The organism is Empedobacter sp. R750, from assembly GCF_030324345.1.
GTDB classification, from domain to species: Bacteria; Bacteroidota; Bacteroidia; order Flavobacteriales; family Weeksellaceae; genus Empedobacter; species Empedobacter falsenii_C.
On the sequence record NZ_JACAGF010000005.1, the window covers coordinates 91469 to 106387 of the forward strand.

Below are 14919 nucleotides of genomic sequence, written 5' to 3' on the forward strand. Positions count from 1 at the left end.
CCATGGGAAAAGAGAAAACTAAAAAATTAAAGCATCTTGATCTTCCAGATGGTTCGTTAGAAAAAAGCACAATTACCTTAAACTTAGGGCCTACGCATCCTGCAACACATGGGGTATTTCAAAATATTTTAGAGATTGATGGTGAAATCATCAAATCTGCGGTTCCTACAGTTGGGTATATTCACCGTGCTTTTGAGAAAATTGCTGAACGCAAACCTTTGTACCAAATTACACCTTTAACAGACCGTTTGAACTATTGTTCGGCGCCGTTAAATAACTTAGGTTGGCACATGACAGTTGAGAAATTCGTTGGAATTGAAGTTCCAAAACGAGTTTCTTATTTGCGTGTTATCATTATGGAATTGGCTCGTATGGCAGATCATATCGTATGTAATTCGATTATGGGTGTTGATACAGGAGCATTTACAGGATTCCTTTATATGATGAAATATCGCGAGTTGATTTATGAGATTTACGAAGAAATTTGTGGTTCTCGTTTAACAACAAATATTGGTCGTATAGGTGGTTTTGAACGTGATTTTTCTGAAGTTGCATGGACAAAAATTCATCGTTTCGTGAGAGAGTTTCCAGATGTCTTAACAGAGTTTGAAAACTTATTTTTACGTAACCGTATTTTTATGGATCGTACACAAGGAGTTGGAGGAATTTCGGCTGAGAGTGCATTAAATTATGGTTTCACAGGACCAAATTTACGTGCAGCTGGTGTAGATTATGATGTTCGTGTAGCGAAACCATATTCTCGTTACGAAGAATTCGAATTCGATATTCCAGTTGGTACAACGGGAGATTGTTATGATAGATTCTTAGTTCGTGGTCAAGAAATGTGGCAAAGTTTAAGCATCATCAAACAAGCAATTGCAAAGATTGATGCATTAGAAGGAGAAGAAGCAACGCAATATCATGCTGATGCTCCAGACTTCTATTTACCACTAAAGAAAGATGTTTACACAAAAATGGAAGCGTTAATCTATCACTTCAAAATTATTATGGGAGAGGTAGATATGCCAAAAGGAGAAATTTATAATTCAATCGAAGCCGCAAATGGTGAGTTGGGTTATTATTTCGTTTCTGATGGTGGACGTTCGCCATACCGTTTACATTTCCGTAGACCTTGTTTCATTTATTATCAAGCTTATCCAGAATTGATCGAAGGATCAATGATTTCAGATGCTATTATTACAATGAGTAGTTTGAATTTGATCGCTGGAGAATTAGATGCTTAATAAAAATTATTAAAAATGGCAATTCAATTTTCAGAAGAGACACAACAAAAAGTAGATAAAATCATTGCACGTTATCCAGAGGATAAAAAACAAAGTGCATTGATTCCTTTGCTTCATGTGGCACAAGCTGAGTTTGGTGGTTGGTTAGACACACCTCATTTAGATTATGTTGCAGAAGTATTGAATATTTTACCAGTAGAAGTTTACGAAGTAGCTTCATTTTATTCGATGTTTAACTTAAATCCTGTAGGGAAATTTGTGTTAGAAGTTTGTCAAACAGGACCTTGTATGTTAAGAGGTTCAGACAAAATTATCGAGCACATCAAAACAAAATTAAATATCGAGGCTGGTGGAACTTCGGCAGATGGTTTATTTACATTAAAACCAGCTGAATGTTTAGGAGCATGTGGTTACGCGCCAATGCTACAGTTAGGAAAAACCTATCGTGAGAATTTAACGATCGAGAAAGTAGACGAATTAATAGAGGAATTGAAAAAATTAGCATAATGGGACAAAAATTACTGTTAAAAAATATTGATGTTCCAGGTATTCGTCATTACCAAGCTTATCGCGAAAACGGAGGTTATGCAAATGCTGAAAAAGCATTTAAAATGACAACTGATGAAATCTTAGAAGAAGTAAAAACTTCTGGTTTAAGAGGTCGTGGTGGTGCAGGTTTCCCAACTGGAATGAAATGGAGCTTTTTGGCAAAGCCAGAAGGTGTTCCAAGACACTTAGTGGTAAATGCAGACGAATCTGAACCAGGAACGTTCAAAGACCGTTTCTTGATGGAATATATTCCTCATTTATTAATAGAAGGAGTTTTGATTTCATCATTTTGTTTAGGTTCTAATACATCATTTATTTATATCCGTGGAGAATATGCGTGGGTTGCAGAAATTTTAGAAGAAGCAATCGACGAAGCAAAAGCTGCAGGTTGGTTAGGAAAAAACATTCAAGGAACAGGTTTCGATTGCGAAATTTATGTTCAACGTGGGGGTGGAGCTTATATCTGTGGTGAAGAAACGGCATTGTTAGAATCGTTAGAAGGTAAACGTGGAAATCCACGTCTAAAACCGCCTTTCCCAGCTGTTAAAGGTTTATGGGGAAGACCAACGGTTGTAAATAATGTGGAAACAATTGCTGCAATTGTTCCAATTATTGAGATTGGAGGAGAAGCGTATTCTAAAATTGGAGTTGGACGTTCAACAGGAACAAAATTAATTTCAGCTTGTGGTAATATTAATAAACCAGGCGTTTATGAAATTGATATGACCATTACGGTTGAAGAATTTATTTATTCAGATGAATATTGTGGAGGAATTCCAAATGGAAAACGTCTTAAAGCATGTATTCCTGGAGGAAGCTCTGTGCCAATTGTTCCAGCAAACTTATTGTTAAAAACAGCCGAAGGTAAACCTCGTTATATGAATTACGAAAGTTTATCAGAAGGAGGTTTCCAAACAGGAACAATGATGGGTTCTGGAGGATTTATTGTGTTAGATGAAGATCAAGACGTTGTTTATCATACCTATACATTAGCTCGTTTCTATCGTCACGAATCGTGTGGACAATGTTCACCATGTCGCGAAGGAACAGGTTGGATGGAGAAAATCTTGAAAAGAATCGATGAAGGAAAAGGAAAAATGTCTGATATCGAATTGTTATGGGATGTGCAACGTAAAATCGAAGGAAATACAATTTGTCCATTAGGAGATGCAGCGGCTTGGCCAGTTGCAGCGGCAATTCGTCACTTCCGTGATGAGTTTGAATGGCATATCAACAATCCAGAAGAATGTTTGACGCGTAATTTTGGTTTAGCTCATTATGCTGATCCAATCGAAATTAAAGAAACCGCAAATTAATACGAAGATGGCAGAAGAAACACCATTATTTAAAGTTACCATCGATAACGAAACGATTGAAGTACCTGCGGGAACAACGATCCTTCAAGCCGCTCGTATGATTGGTAAAGAAGTAGCACCTCCAGCGATGTGTTACTACGGTAAATTAGAAAATACAGGAGGAAACTGTAGAACGTGTTTGGTAGAAGTATCAAAAGGTAGTGAAGCAGATCCTCGTCCAATGCCAAAATTGGTTCCGTCTTGTCGTACAACAGTTATGGACGGAATGGTTGTAGGCAATAAAACATCTGAGCGTACAGTTGAGGCACGTAAAGGGATTGTTGAATTATTATTAATCAATCACCCTTTAGATTGTCCTGTGTGTGATCAGGCAGGAGAATGTAAGTTACAAGATTTAAGTTACGAGCACGGAGCAGAAGCAACGCGTTACGAATTTGATCGTCGTACATTCCCAAAAGAAGATTTAGGTCCAAATATTCAGTTGAACATGAACCGATGCATTTTATGTTATCGTTGTGTAAAAACTGCAGATCAGATCACAGGTTGTCGTGAACATGGCGTAATGAATCGTGGAGATCATGCTGAAATTTCAACGCATATCAACAAAAGTTTAGATAATGAATTCATCGGAAATATTATTGATGTTTGTCCAGTTGGAGCTTTAACAGATAAAACGTTCCGTTTCAAAAATCGTGTTTGGTTCTTGAAACCAGTTGATGCTCATCGCGATTGCCCTACTTGTTCAGGTAAAGCACAAGTGTGGTTCCGTGGAAATGAAGTTTTCCGTGTAACAGCTCGTAAAGATGAATTTAACGAAGTAAAAGATTGGATTTGTAACACATGTCGTTTCGATAAAAAAGATATCAACGATTGGACGTTAGAAAAACCATCAGAAATTTCTAAAGATTCTGTTGTTCGTCAAGGTCATTACTTTGAGAATAAAGTGGAGCCAAAAGAAACACTTCCGAAAGTGATCAAACGCGATCCAAAAATTTTATTAGATATTCACTCGGTTTCAGAAGTAAATGAACCAAATCGTGATTTATCTAAAATTGATGGACCAGCAACAAGTAAAGATTTTAAAGATTAATCATTCGTAAATAAAATTAACAAAATGACAGAAGAATTTATTGCTGATGCATTAGAAAAGTTAGCTTTAGTAGGCGTAATGATTGGTTTTGCATTAGTTGTTGCCATGTACTCTACTTGGGCTGAGCGTAAAGTTGCAGCATTCTTACAAGATCGTATCGGACCAAACCGTGCAGGTATTTTTGGTTTATTACAACCACTTGCCGATGGTTTAAAATTATTCTCGAAAGAGGAAATTACACCAAAAGATTCGAATAAATTTTTATTCATCTTAGGTCCATCTTTGGCAATGATTGTAGCTTGTATGACAGGTGCAGTTATTCCATGGTCGACAGCTTTCGAGATTGGAGATCGTGTAGTTGTTCCTCAAATTGCAGATGTTAACATCGGATTTTTATACATTTTAGGTGTATTAAGTTTAGGTGTTTATGGAATTATGATTGGTGCTTGGGCATCAAACAACAAGTACTCTTTAATGGGAGGTTTGCGTGCAGCTTCGCAGATTATTTCGTACGAATTACCAATGGGAATCGTGTTAATCACCATTTTGATGATGACAGGTTCTTTAAAATTGAGTGATATTGTACATTATCAACAAGAGCATGCGTGGTTTATCTTATTACAACCATTAGGATTTATTATTTTCTTGGTGTGTTCGTTCGCAGAAACTAACCGTACTCCGTTCGATTTACCAGAAGCAGAAAATGAGTTAATTGGAGGTTATCACTCAGAATATTCTTCGATGAAGATGGGATTCTTCTTATTTGCAGAATACATCAACATGTTTATCAGTTCTGTGGTAATTTCTACCTTATATTTTGGTGGATACGATATCCCATTTGTAGACGATGCAACATTAGTAAACTCTATCGGAGTGAATGGAACGGCAATTCTTAATTTCCTTTCATTATTCGGTAAAGCTTGTTTCTTCATCTTCTTCTATATGTGGGTGCGTTGGACGATTCCTCGTTTCAGATATGACCAATTAATGGATTTAGGTTGGAAAAAATTATTGCCTTTAGCATTAATCAATATGTTAATTACAGGCTTAGTGATTTTATTATTAAACAAGTAGAATCATCAAAATCATTAAAAGTATGAAACCAATTACAAATAGAGTAAAACAAGTAGAACGTAAACCCCTTACTTTTTGGGAAAGTATCTATTTGATTTCTATCGCAAAAGGGTTGATGATTACATTGAAGCACTTCTTTTCGAAGAAAGCAACAATTAGTTATCCAGAAAAACAAAGACCGTTTAGTCCTGTATTTAGAGGATTACACGTTTTGAATAGAGACGAAGAAGATCGCGAAAATTGTACAGCTTGTGGACTTTGTGCTTTGGCTTGTCCAGCAGAAGCGATTACAATGGAAGCGGCAGAAAGACTTCCTGGCGAAGAAAATCTTTACCGCGAAGAAAAATATGCAGCGAAATATGAAATTAACATGTTACGTTGTATTTTCTGTGGATTCTGTGAAGAAGCTTGTCCAAAAGATGCTGTTTATTTATCGCAAACAGTTCCTCCAGCAAGTTTCAAACGTCAAAACTTTATCTATTCGAAAGAAGATTTATTAATCCCGAAAAAAGCTACAAATTAATGGAATTACCTATCATTTTATTCTATGTTTTGTCGAGCTTAACGGTGTTAAGTGCGCTACTAATGGTGTTCAGTAAAAACCCTGTACATTCCATTTTATATTTAATCGTAACATTCTTCTGCATCAGCGGACATTATGTATTGCTAAACGCACAGTTTTTGGCAATTGTAAACGTCATTGTCTATGCTGGAGCAATTATGGTATTGTTCTTATTCGTGGTGATGTTGATGAACTTGAATAGTGAAAAGAAATCATTTGGTCGACCAGCAAAAATATTAGCAGCGAGTTTAATCTCCTTGTTATTTGTTGCCTTGACAATTGGTATTTTCTCACAAAATCAAACTTCTGCAAACACAGCTGTAGAAATGGGAACAGGTGATTTAGGATTGATTCATAACTTAGGATCATTGTTGTATTCAGAATATGTTTTACCATTCGAGTTGAGCAGTATTTTGTTTATTTCTGCAATGATTGGAGCGGTGATGTTATCGAAAAAGGACGAAGAATTATTGGATTAAATATAAAAAGTAAAAGATGTTACCAATCAGTTATTATATTACTTTATCATTAATCCTATTCGGAATAGGAATGGCTGGCGTAATGATTCGTCGTAACGCAATTGTCATTTTTATGTGTATAGAATTGATGTTAAATTCTGTGAATTTGTTGCTAGTAGCGTTCTCAAAAATGCACTATCACGCAAATCCAGCATTAGAAAAAGGAACAGATGCACAACTTTTAGTATTCTTTATTATGGTTGTGGCTGCGGCTGAGGTTGCTGTAGGATTATCAGTGATAATTTTATTGTTCCGCAAAGTATACTCGGTAGATATTAATGTGTTAAATCGTTTAAAAGGTTAAGAATGGAGCAGTATATATGGTTAATTCCTTTGATTCCATTCATCGGATTTTTGATTAACGGTTTAGGACGAAATGTACTTTCTAAAAGCTTAGTGACTTTCATTGGAATTGGAGCAGTTTTGGCAAGTTTCATTTTATCAATCATGGTTTTTATGTCAGTTCCATCAGGAGCAGATGCACAGCCATTAATTTTTAAGGCATTTGATATTATCAATATTCCAACTTTACAAGTTCCGTTTGCATTTCAAATTGATGCATTAACGAGTTTGTTTTTGTTAATTATTACAGGAGTTGGATTTTTAATTCACGTGTATAGCTCGGCTTACATGAGCGAAGACAAAGGATTTGCAAAATTCTTTTCTTACCTAAATTTATTCATCTTCTTCATGTTGATTCTTGTAATGGGAAACAATTTTGTAATGATGTTTATTGGATGGGAAGGAGTAGGACTTTGTTCATTCTTGTTAATTGGTTTTTGGTTTACAAATCCAGAATATATCAAAGCAGCGAAGAAAGCTTTCATCATGAACCGTATCGGAGATGTTGGATTCTTATTGGCGATGTTTTGGATTTTCAAAGAATTTGGAACGTTAGAATATGTAAAAGTATTCAGCCAATTAGCAATTGATCCATCTGCATTTACAGGTTTTGTCTTGACAGGAATCACATTATTGTTATTCTTAGCAGCAACAGGTAAATCGGCTCAATTACCATTATTCACTTGGTTACCAGACGCAATGGCAGGACCAACACCAGTTTCAGCACTTATTCACGCTGCAACAATGGTAACGGCAGGTATTTTTATGATTACACGTTGCAACGAATTATTTTCGGCAGCGCCAATCACATTACAAGTTATTCAGTACGTAGGAATTGCAACAGCTTTTGTTACTGCAACTATTGCAATGCGCCAAAATGATATCAAAAAAGTATTGGCTTATTCTACAGTTTCTCAATTAGGATTAATGTTTGCAGCAATTGGATCTGGAGCGTATATCGCAGCAGTTTTCCATGTAATGACGCACGCATTTTTCAAAGCATTATTATTCTTAGGAGCAGGTTCTGTTATTCACGGAATGCACCACGAGCAAGATATGCGCAAAATGGGAGGTTTGAGCAAATACATGAAAATTACACATATCACTTTCTTGATTGGATGTTTGGCAATCGCTGGTATTCCAGGATTATCAGGTTTCTTCTCGAAAGACGAAATGTTATTAGGAATGTTTGTTTCTAATCCAGTTGTTTACGGAATCGGATTTATCGTTTCTGTGATGACAGCATTCTATATGTTCCGTTTATATGCGATGACTTTCTTAGGAGATTTAAGAGATAAAGATGCTCATCCGCACGAAAGTCCAGCAGCAATGACAATTCCATTAATCATCTTAGCAGTTCTTTCTGTATTCGCAGGTTATGTAGGAATTCCAGCATTGTTTATGCAAGACGGACACAAACTTCAGACTTTCTTAAGTGGAGTTGTATCAATCGGAGAAGCTCATCACGTTTCTCATTCAACAGAATGGATGATGATGGGAGCTTTATTACTTTGTGTACTTGGTGCAATTTATTATGCGATCAAGAAATACACAAATCATGTAGATGGTGAAGCGACTGGAATTGCAAAATTCTTTGAAGACAAATGGTACATCGACGAATTATACGACAATGCAATTGTAAAACCATTGTTCGAATTAGGTGATGTCTTGAAAAAATATGTAGAAAAAGCAGGAATTGCAGCTTTTGTTTTAGGAGTTGGAACTGTTTCTGGTCGCGCATCAAAAAATGTACGTCAGCTACAAAACGGAAATGTAGGATTCTATATTATGCTAATGGTTGTAGGAATCGTGGCAGGTATCGCAATCTTTTTTATGGGGTATTTAATTTCAAAATAGGTTAGTAATGCTTTTATCTTTATTTATCATTTTACCATTAATAGTAGGAGTTTTTATGCTATTAATGCAAGGTCAAAAACCACAAAGATGGTTAGGAGCATTCGTTGGTGGAGCGTTGTTGGCGTTGTACTTGTTTATCACTTGCAAAGGTGGAAACAACGAGTTAACGTTTCAAACACAATGGTTCAATTTTAACAGCGTTAAAACTTATTTCGCGTTAAATGCTCAAGGTTTGGGAGGATTAATGATTTTATTAACTAACCTTACTTACTTAGCTCTTTTTGTTTATTTATCAACAACAAAACAAAAATATAGCAATACATTCTACGGATTATTGCTAATCACTTTAGCAGGATTAAACGGAGTTTTCTTAGCAGAAGATTTAATTTTATTCTATTTCTTTTGGGAAGTTGTCTTAATTCCAGTTTATTTCTTAATCGGATTATTCGGAATTGGAAAAGACAAAATTCGCGCAAATATGACATTCTTCTTATACACGATTTTAGGATCGATGTTTATGTTAGGAGGAATTATTTACATCGGATTTTTCTTACAACCAGCATCGTTTTTATTAACAGATGTTGTACAAGTTACAGGACCGCATTATTCAACAAATACAGCGTTGGCATTGTTATTCTTAATCGCTTTTGTGATTAAAATTCCAATCTTTCCATTTCACACATGGCAACCAACCATCTACAAAACATCTCCAACTCCATTAACAGTTGTACTTTCAGCTTTGATGGCAAAAATGGGATTATTTGCAGTGGTTACTTGGTATTTGGGAATGTTCCCAACGATTTCTGAATTGTTCAAATACATTACGTACATCGCAATTTTCGGATTAGTTTATGCTTCGTTAATCGCTTTGAGTGCAAAAAATGTAAAGAAAATTATTGCATATAGCTCGATTGCTCACTTAGCTTTAATCTTCGTTTCAATATTTTCTGAATTAGCAAATGGTGTAACAGGAGCTTATTTCCAAATGTTTTCACATGGTTTAGTTGTTTTAGGATTATGGTTATGTGTAGATATTATGGAAAGAAAATATGATTTGACAGATATCAAATCGATTGGTGGTTTAGCGAAAGTTGATCCAACATTATCTATCTTATTCATGATATTCGGTTTAGCAAACGTAGCATTACCATTGACAAGTTCATTCATCGGAGAGTTTATGATGCTTTCAGCATTATTTACACACAATCCAGTTTTATGTGTTGTAGCTTGTTTAGGTGTTATTTTATCTGCCGTTTATACGTTGAGATTATCAAGCGCATTATTGTTTGGAGAAGTAAAAAACATCAAACAAAAAGATGCTCAAAAAGGAGGTTTTGGACCAATTGCAGTTTTATCGGTAATCGCAATCATCGTGATTATTTTAGGAGTTTATCCAACACCAATTTTTAATTTATTAGCACATTAATCATTTTTGAATAAATAGATATGAATACGATTATTTTATCAGCACTTTCAGGTATTATTTTGATGTTTAGTGGATTCTACATCAAAAATAATCGTGCCTTAAATATACTTTCTGTTGTTCTGTTTTTCGGAATGATTGTAGGAGGAATTTTCGATTTGAAAGGTTGCTCAATGTTCGCAGGAAAATTCGATAACATGATTGGACAGTCGCTTTACGGTGTTTCATTCTTTATCGCATTGGCGGGATTGGCAATTTTTTACTTATTGTTGAACAAAGATTCGTTTGGAAAAGTAGGAAAACATGTGGCAGAATATTATGCCTTAATTTTCTTCTCTTTCGTTGGAATCGCAGTTTTAGCGCAATTCCATAACTTGGTAATTATGTTCTTAGGAATCGAATTAATGTCAATTCCAATGTACATTATTGCAGGAACAAACAAAGAAAGTCTTAGAAGTACAGAAGCTTCTGTAAAATATTTCTTGATGGGAGCTTTCTCAACAGGAATTTTGATGTTGGGTGTAACATTTTTGTATGGCGCAACAGGAACTTTTATGGTTGATCAATTGGTGAACTATAACAAAGATTTCGAAACAATTTATTACGCAGGATGGTGTCTAATCATCTTTGCATTTTGTTTCAAAGTTTCTGCGGCACCTTTCCACGCATGGACACCAGACGTTTACGACGGAACACCAACTGTGTTTACATCGTTTATGTCGACAATCATCAAAGGAGGGTCGTTTTTAGGATTTATTTTAGTCTTAAAATCATTCCCAACAAATGTAGAATATGCCGAATATTACCGTTTATTATTTGCTTCAATCATCATTTTGACGTTATTTATAGGAAACTTCGGAGCAGTTTCTCAAAAATCTGTCAAACGTTTGATGGCTTATTCATCAATCGCGCAAGCAGGTTTCATGTTATTTGTTTTGTTCAACATCAATTCAGCTTCTAAAGAGGCTTTGATGTTCTATACGATTGCTTATTCGGTTGCGAATTTCATTATTTTCTATACGATTGATCAATTCAAAAATCCAAAATTTGAAAGTTTCATTGGTCTAGGAAAAGCAAATCCAGTTTTGGCTGCAGCGATGACAATTTCATTAATTTCGTTAGCAGGTATTCCATTAACAGGAGGTTTCTTCGCGAAATTTATGGCATTGAGTATTGGAGGAACAAACGATAAAAACCTATTTTTGATTGTAATTGCATTGGTTATGGCTGTTTTGAGTATGTATTATTACTTCAAAATCATCAACTACATGTATTTCAAAAAAGGTAAAAACAAATTAAAAACACAAGATGGATTAACGAATTTCCTTTTAATCATCGGAATGATAATCTTAATTGTGATGGGAATTTTTCCAGGAATATTATCTTCATTTTTGCAAACGCCAATGTGGTAATTGTAGAATGATTATTATATAGTTTTTTATTATTTATTATTTAAAAGCTCGTGTCAAGTACTTGACACGAGCTTTTTTAGTATATTAACATTCTAAAATGTTTAACTAATTTTATGAAGTTAATTTTATCGATTATAGTATTTTGTTTGCATTCAATATTATTCTCTCAACAAATTGAAGAATTAAATCGAATATTGAAAATTGATTCATTGAAATTGCATGAAAATGAAATTAGAATTTATAAAAAATACGCTACATCGACGGGTTTAGAAATGTTTCGTCTTTATAATGTTAAAGATGATTATTGGAAGGCAGAATTGTATCAAACAAAAGCAGAAACAATTAATAATGTAACTAAAATTAGAATTGTTAAAGAGAAATTAAACTCTTTGAGTAATCTTGAATTAATTTGGTTTAAAATTTTAGATACAGATATTTTATACTTGCCAGATTTTGATAAAATAAGCTATAAGCTAAAAAATAAATCAAATCAATATTCTATAGAAGAAGGAAATATCGTAAACACGACTAAGAAAACATCGATTCTTGATGGAGTAAGTTATTACATTTTGATTAATAGTAACAAGAAGAAAAATACGATTCATTATTTGAATCCAGAAAACTATCTCGAATATTATCCAAATGTTGATGAATTAATATCGGTAAAAGAATTATTAGACTTGATAAGATTAGAGTTTGGTTGTTTAAAGTAATCAAAAGCTTGAAACAAAACTGACTTGTTTCAAGCTTTTTCGTATTTTTGAGAGATTAAAGTTTAATGATTAGTTAGAAATGAGAAAATTTACTTTACTAATTTGTCTTTGTTTGGTACAATTTGCTTTTGCGCAACGCAAAGGATATTGGCAACAAAAGGTAGATTATAAGATTGATGTTGATATGAAAGAAAAAGCATATCAATACGATGGAAAAATGCAATTGAAATACACGAACAATTCAGGACAAAGCCTGAATAAAGTTTATTTTCATTTGTATTTTAATGCTTTTCAACCAGGAAGTATGATGGATAATCGTTTGCAGAATATTCCAGATCCTGATAAACGAATGGCAACGAATGTCGGAACAAAAGAAAATCCAAAATATGTTAGCCGTATTTCTGAATTAAAACCAGATCAAATCGGTTATCAAAAAGTGACTTCTCTTAAGCAAGACGGTAAAGCTGTTTCGTATAAAGTTGATGGAACAATCTTAGAAGTTACGTTAGCAAAACCAATTGCAGAAGGACAAACTTCTACTTTCGATATGATTTGGAATGCGCAAGTTCCTGAACAAATTCGTCGTTCTGGACGTAATTCGAAAGATGGTGTAGAATTTTCTATGGCGCAATGGTATCCAAAAATGGCAGAATTCGATCCAGAAGGTTGGCATTTAGATGAATATGTTGGTCGCGAATTTTTTGCTCCTTTTGGTAATTTTGATGTCACAATTAACATCGATAAAGATTATGTTGTGGGAGCATCAGGAGAATTACAAAATCCAAATAATGTAAAAGGTTATGTGAAAAATCCGACAATCAAAGCAAAAAATGGTAAAGTAGCTTGGAATTTCAAAGCTGAAAATATTCACGATTTTGTTTGGGCTGCAGATAAAGAGTTTATTGTGGAGCACGAAAAATCTAAACATGGCGTAGATGTTTATTTAGTTTATCAAGACAATGATAAATCTTCTGCGTGGAGACAAGCGATGCCTTATGCATTAGGTTTCTTCGATTATAATTCTGAACATTTTGGTGAATATCCTTGGAAAACGTATTCAATTATTCAAGGTGGTGATGGAGGTATGGAATATGGTACTGCAACTTTAATTGCTGGAGGAAGTAATTTAAATAGTTTAATCGGTACAATTTTCCACGAAGCAGCGCACTCTTGGTACCAACAATTGTTTGGTATCAATGAAACGTACAACGAATGGTTCGACGAAGGTTTTACATCATATATAGAGCAAATGGCACACCTTAATGTGGTAGATAAATTAAAAGTAATGCCTTCTAATCCAAATCCAGATGCTTACAAAGGATATATTAGTTTAGCACTTTCTGGAAAAGAAGAACCTGCGAGTTTATTGGCAGATTATTACAACACCAACTATGCATATTCTTTGGAAGCTTACTACAAAGGTCAAGTTTTAGCAATTCAATTGGGTTATATTATTGGGAATGATAATTTGAACAAAACATTTTTAGAATTCTATAAACAATGGAAATTCAAACATCCTTCTGGTAACGATTTCAAACGTGTGGCAGAAGAAGTTTCTGGAATTAATCTTAAATGGTACTTCAACTTATTTATCAATACAACACGCAAAATTGATTACGCTGTAGAAGCTGTAAACGGAAATACAATCACAATTGCAAATAAATCAGATTTTGCAATGCCGATAGATTTATTGGTTGAATATACAGATGGTTCGAAAGAATTATTTTACATTCCTTTACGTGAAATGCGTGGAGAAAAACCAGCAGAAAATTTAGTGGAATATCAAGGTGCTAAAAGAACGATTTTAGAAGATTGGTTCTGGACAAAACCAACATATGACGTTAAAGTTTCAAAAGAAGTTAAACAAGTTACCATCGATCCAACAAAACGTTTGGCAGATGTAAATGATAAAAATAACGTATTTACAAAATAATGTTATTAGCAGTAAATATTGGAAATACTAATCTTCGTTTCGCGGTTTTCAAAAGTGAAACGGAGATTATTACATGGACAATCAATTCAAAACCTTATCGTACCGAATACGAATTTTTTGCAAAATTCTCGAACATGTACGAACCTTTCGGAATTGAGAAATATGATATTACAGATATTGTGATTGGTTCGGTTGTTCCACCACTTACAGCAAGTGTTAAGATTGCTTTACAAAAAATTCACAAGTTCAAACCAATGGTTGTGGATCGTAATACACCATCAGCAATCAAGCATAAGTCAAACCAAATTGGAACAGATTTATATGCGAATGCGGTAGCTGCACATTATCAAAATTATCAAGGTAAAAAAATTGTCATTGATTTTGGAACTGCGTTAACTTTTTTAGGGATTGACGAATCGGCAAATGTCGGTGGAGTAGTGATTGCTCCTGGAATTATAACTGCCTTAAATTCATTGGTAGGAGAAACGGCTCAATTACCAACAGTAGAACTGAAAGCGCCTAAAACTGTTTTAGGATCTGATACAGAATCTTGCATGCAATCAGGAATGGTTTATGGTTTTTTGAGTATGGTTGAAGGAATGATTGATCGTATCAATGCCGAAGAAGGAGAACAATGTTATGTGATTTCGACAGGAGGAGTTGGCGGTGTTTACAAATCGTTGACAGATAAAATTGATATTGATGATCGTTTACACACAATAAAAGGTCTTAAAATATTATACGAATTGAATAAAGATTCGTTTCAGAAATAATTTATTTTTGATAAATATGATTAAAAAGCTCGCTAATTGCGAGCTTTTTTCGTTCTATATCAAATCATTTCAAAAAAAATGTTTAATTTTCTGTAACCTTTTTACAAACCTTG

Annotated in this window: 14 protein-coding genes; all 14 read left to right on the top strand. The window is 34.3% G+C overall.

Translation table 11 applies throughout. From position 1 onward, the window contains the following. The first annotated feature begins 2 nt into the window (after positions 1-2). The 14 genes from HXZ74_RS07125 to HXZ74_RS07190 all read left to right on the top strand — a co-directional run bounded on the left by HXZ74_RS07125 (position 3) and on the right by HXZ74_RS07190 (position 14806). Positions 3-1244, top strand: coding sequence for an NADH-quinone oxidoreductase subunit D (locus HXZ74_RS07125; protein ID WP_286474619.1), 1242 nt, complete (start codon positions 3-5; stop codon positions 1242-1244). A 15-nt stretch (positions 1245-1259) separates the two neighbouring features. Beyond that, a complete protein-coding gene (locus tag HXZ74_RS07130) occupies positions 1260-1751 on the top strand; it encodes an NADH-quinone oxidoreductase subunit NuoE family protein (RefSeq protein ID WP_038333366.1) in 492 nt (163 codons plus the stop codon). Further along, the gene (gene nuoF, locus HXZ74_RS07135) at positions 1751-3109 is read left to right on the top strand and encodes an NADH-quinone oxidoreductase subunit NuoF (protein ID WP_038333361.1); all 1359 of its coding nucleotides are present in this window, start codon (positions 1751-1753) and stop codon (positions 3107-3109) included. The genes HXZ74_RS07130 and nuoF overlap by 1 nt, the downstream gene beginning before the upstream one ends. A 7-nt stretch (positions 3110-3116) precedes the next feature. Further along, positions 3117-4199, top strand: coding sequence for an NADH-quinone oxidoreductase subunit G (locus tag HXZ74_RS07140; protein WP_038333449.1), 1083 nt, complete (start codon positions 3117-3119; stop codon positions 4197-4199). A 24-nt stretch (positions 4200-4223) separates the two neighbouring features. After that, positions 4224-5273 carry an NADH-quinone oxidoreductase subunit NuoH gene (gene nuoH / locus HXZ74_RS07145; RefSeq protein WP_038333358.1) on the top strand — a complete coding sequence of 350 codons (1050 nt, stop codon included), beginning with the start codon at positions 4224-4226 and terminating at the stop codon, positions 5271-5273. Between the two features lie 22 nt (positions 5274-5295). After that, complete coding sequence (gene nuoI / locus HXZ74_RS07150) at positions 5296-5796, top strand: NADH-quinone oxidoreductase subunit NuoI (RefSeq protein ID WP_038333352.1); 501 nt, start codon at positions 5296-5298, stop codon at positions 5794-5796. After that, positions 5796-6314, top strand: a complete 519-nt coding sequence (locus tag HXZ74_RS07155) for an NADH-quinone oxidoreductase subunit J family protein (RefSeq protein WP_115002291.1) — start codon at positions 5796-5798, stop codon at positions 6312-6314. The genes nuoI and HXZ74_RS07155 overlap by 1 nt, the downstream gene beginning before the upstream one ends. Positions 6315-6330: 16 nt before the next feature. Continuing rightward, a complete protein-coding gene (gene nuoK / locus HXZ74_RS07160; RefSeq protein WP_026357457.1) occupies positions 6331-6657 on the top strand; it encodes an NADH-quinone oxidoreductase subunit NuoK in 327 nt (108 codons plus the stop codon). A gap of 2 nt (positions 6658-6659) precedes the next feature. Then, entirely contained in the window at positions 6660-8552 is a 1893-nt protein-coding gene (gene nuoL, locus HXZ74_RS07165) for an NADH-quinone oxidoreductase subunit L (protein WP_286474622.1), read from the top strand. A gap of 7 nt (positions 8553-8559) precedes the next feature. Then, the gene (locus HXZ74_RS07170) at positions 8560-9978 is read left to right on the top strand and encodes a complex I subunit 4 family protein (RefSeq protein ID WP_038333343.1); all 1419 of its coding nucleotides are present in this window, start codon (positions 8560-8562) and stop codon (positions 9976-9978) included. Between the two features lie 20 nt (positions 9979-9998). Continuing rightward, the gene (locus HXZ74_RS07175) at positions 9999-11387 is read left to right on the top strand and encodes an NADH-quinone oxidoreductase subunit N (RefSeq protein WP_115002296.1); all 1389 of its coding nucleotides are present in this window, start codon (positions 9999-10001) and stop codon (positions 11385-11387) included. A 113-nt stretch (positions 11388-11500) separates the two neighbouring features. Beyond that, positions 11501-12100 carry a hypothetical protein gene (locus HXZ74_RS07180; protein WP_115002297.1) on the top strand — a complete coding sequence of 200 codons (600 nt, stop codon included), beginning with the start codon at positions 11501-11503 and terminating at the stop codon, positions 12098-12100. A gap of 79 nt (positions 12101-12179) precedes the next feature. After that, on the top strand, positions 12180-14033 hold the full coding sequence (locus HXZ74_RS07185) for a M1 family metallopeptidase (RefSeq protein ID WP_280061883.1): 1854 nt from the start codon (positions 12180-12182) through the stop codon (positions 14031-14033). After that, positions 14033-14806 (top strand): type III pantothenate kinase, encoded by a 774-nt coding sequence (locus HXZ74_RS07190; protein WP_038333330.1) that lies wholly within the window; start codon positions 14033-14035, stop codon positions 14804-14806. Before HXZ74_RS07185 ends, HXZ74_RS07190 begins: the two co-directional genes overlap by 1 nt. Positions 14807-14919 lie beyond the last annotated feature (113 nt).

Bases quoted from the DNA above. Each gene is read 5' to 3' on its own strand.
- nuoH (WP_038333358.1), top strand. From the start codon at position 4,224: ATGACAGAAGAATTTATTGCTGATGCATTAGAAAAGTTAGCTTTAGTA.
- HXZ74_RS07140 (WP_038333449.1), top strand. From the start codon at position 3,117: ATGGCAGAAGAAACACCATTATTTAAAGTTACCATCGATAACGAAACG.
- HXZ74_RS07170 (WP_038333343.1), top strand. From the start codon at position 8,560: ATGCTTTTATCTTTATTTATCATTTTACCATTAATAGTAGGAGTTTTT.
- nuoL (WP_286474622.1), top strand. From the start codon at position 6,660: ATGGAGCAGTATATATGGTTAATTCCTTTGATTCCATTCATCGGATTT.
- HXZ74_RS07185 (WP_280061883.1), top strand. From the start codon at position 12,180: ATGAGAAAATTTACTTTACTAATTTGTCTTTGTTTGGTACAATTTGCT.
- nuoF (WP_038333361.1), top strand. From the start codon at position 1,751: ATGGGACAAAAATTACTGTTAAAAAATATTGATGTTCCAGGTATTCGT.
- HXZ74_RS07180 (WP_115002297.1), top strand. From the start codon at position 11,501: ATGAAGTTAATTTTATCGATTATAGTATTTTGTTTGCATTCAATATTA.
- HXZ74_RS07155 (WP_115002291.1), top strand. From the start codon at position 5,796: ATGGAATTACCTATCATTTTATTCTATGTTTTGTCGAGCTTAACGGTG.
- HXZ74_RS07175 (WP_115002296.1), top strand. From the start codon at position 9,999: ATGAATACGATTATTTTATCAGCACTTTCAGGTATTATTTTGATGTTT.
- HXZ74_RS07190 (WP_038333330.1), top strand. From the start codon at position 14,033: ATGTTATTAGCAGTAAATATTGGAAATACTAATCTTCGTTTCGCGGTT.
- HXZ74_RS07125 (WP_286474619.1), top strand. From the start codon at position 3: ATGGGAAAAGAGAAAACTAAAAAATTAAAGCATCTTGATCTTCCAGAT.
- nuoK (WP_026357457.1), top strand. From the start codon at position 6,331: ATGTTACCAATCAGTTATTATATTACTTTATCATTAATCCTATTCGGA.
- nuoI (WP_038333352.1), top strand. From the start codon at position 5,296: ATGAAACCAATTACAAATAGAGTAAAACAAGTAGAACGTAAACCCCTT.
- HXZ74_RS07130 (WP_038333366.1), top strand. From the start codon at position 1,260: ATGGCAATTCAATTTTCAGAAGAGACACAACAAAAAGTAGATAAAATC.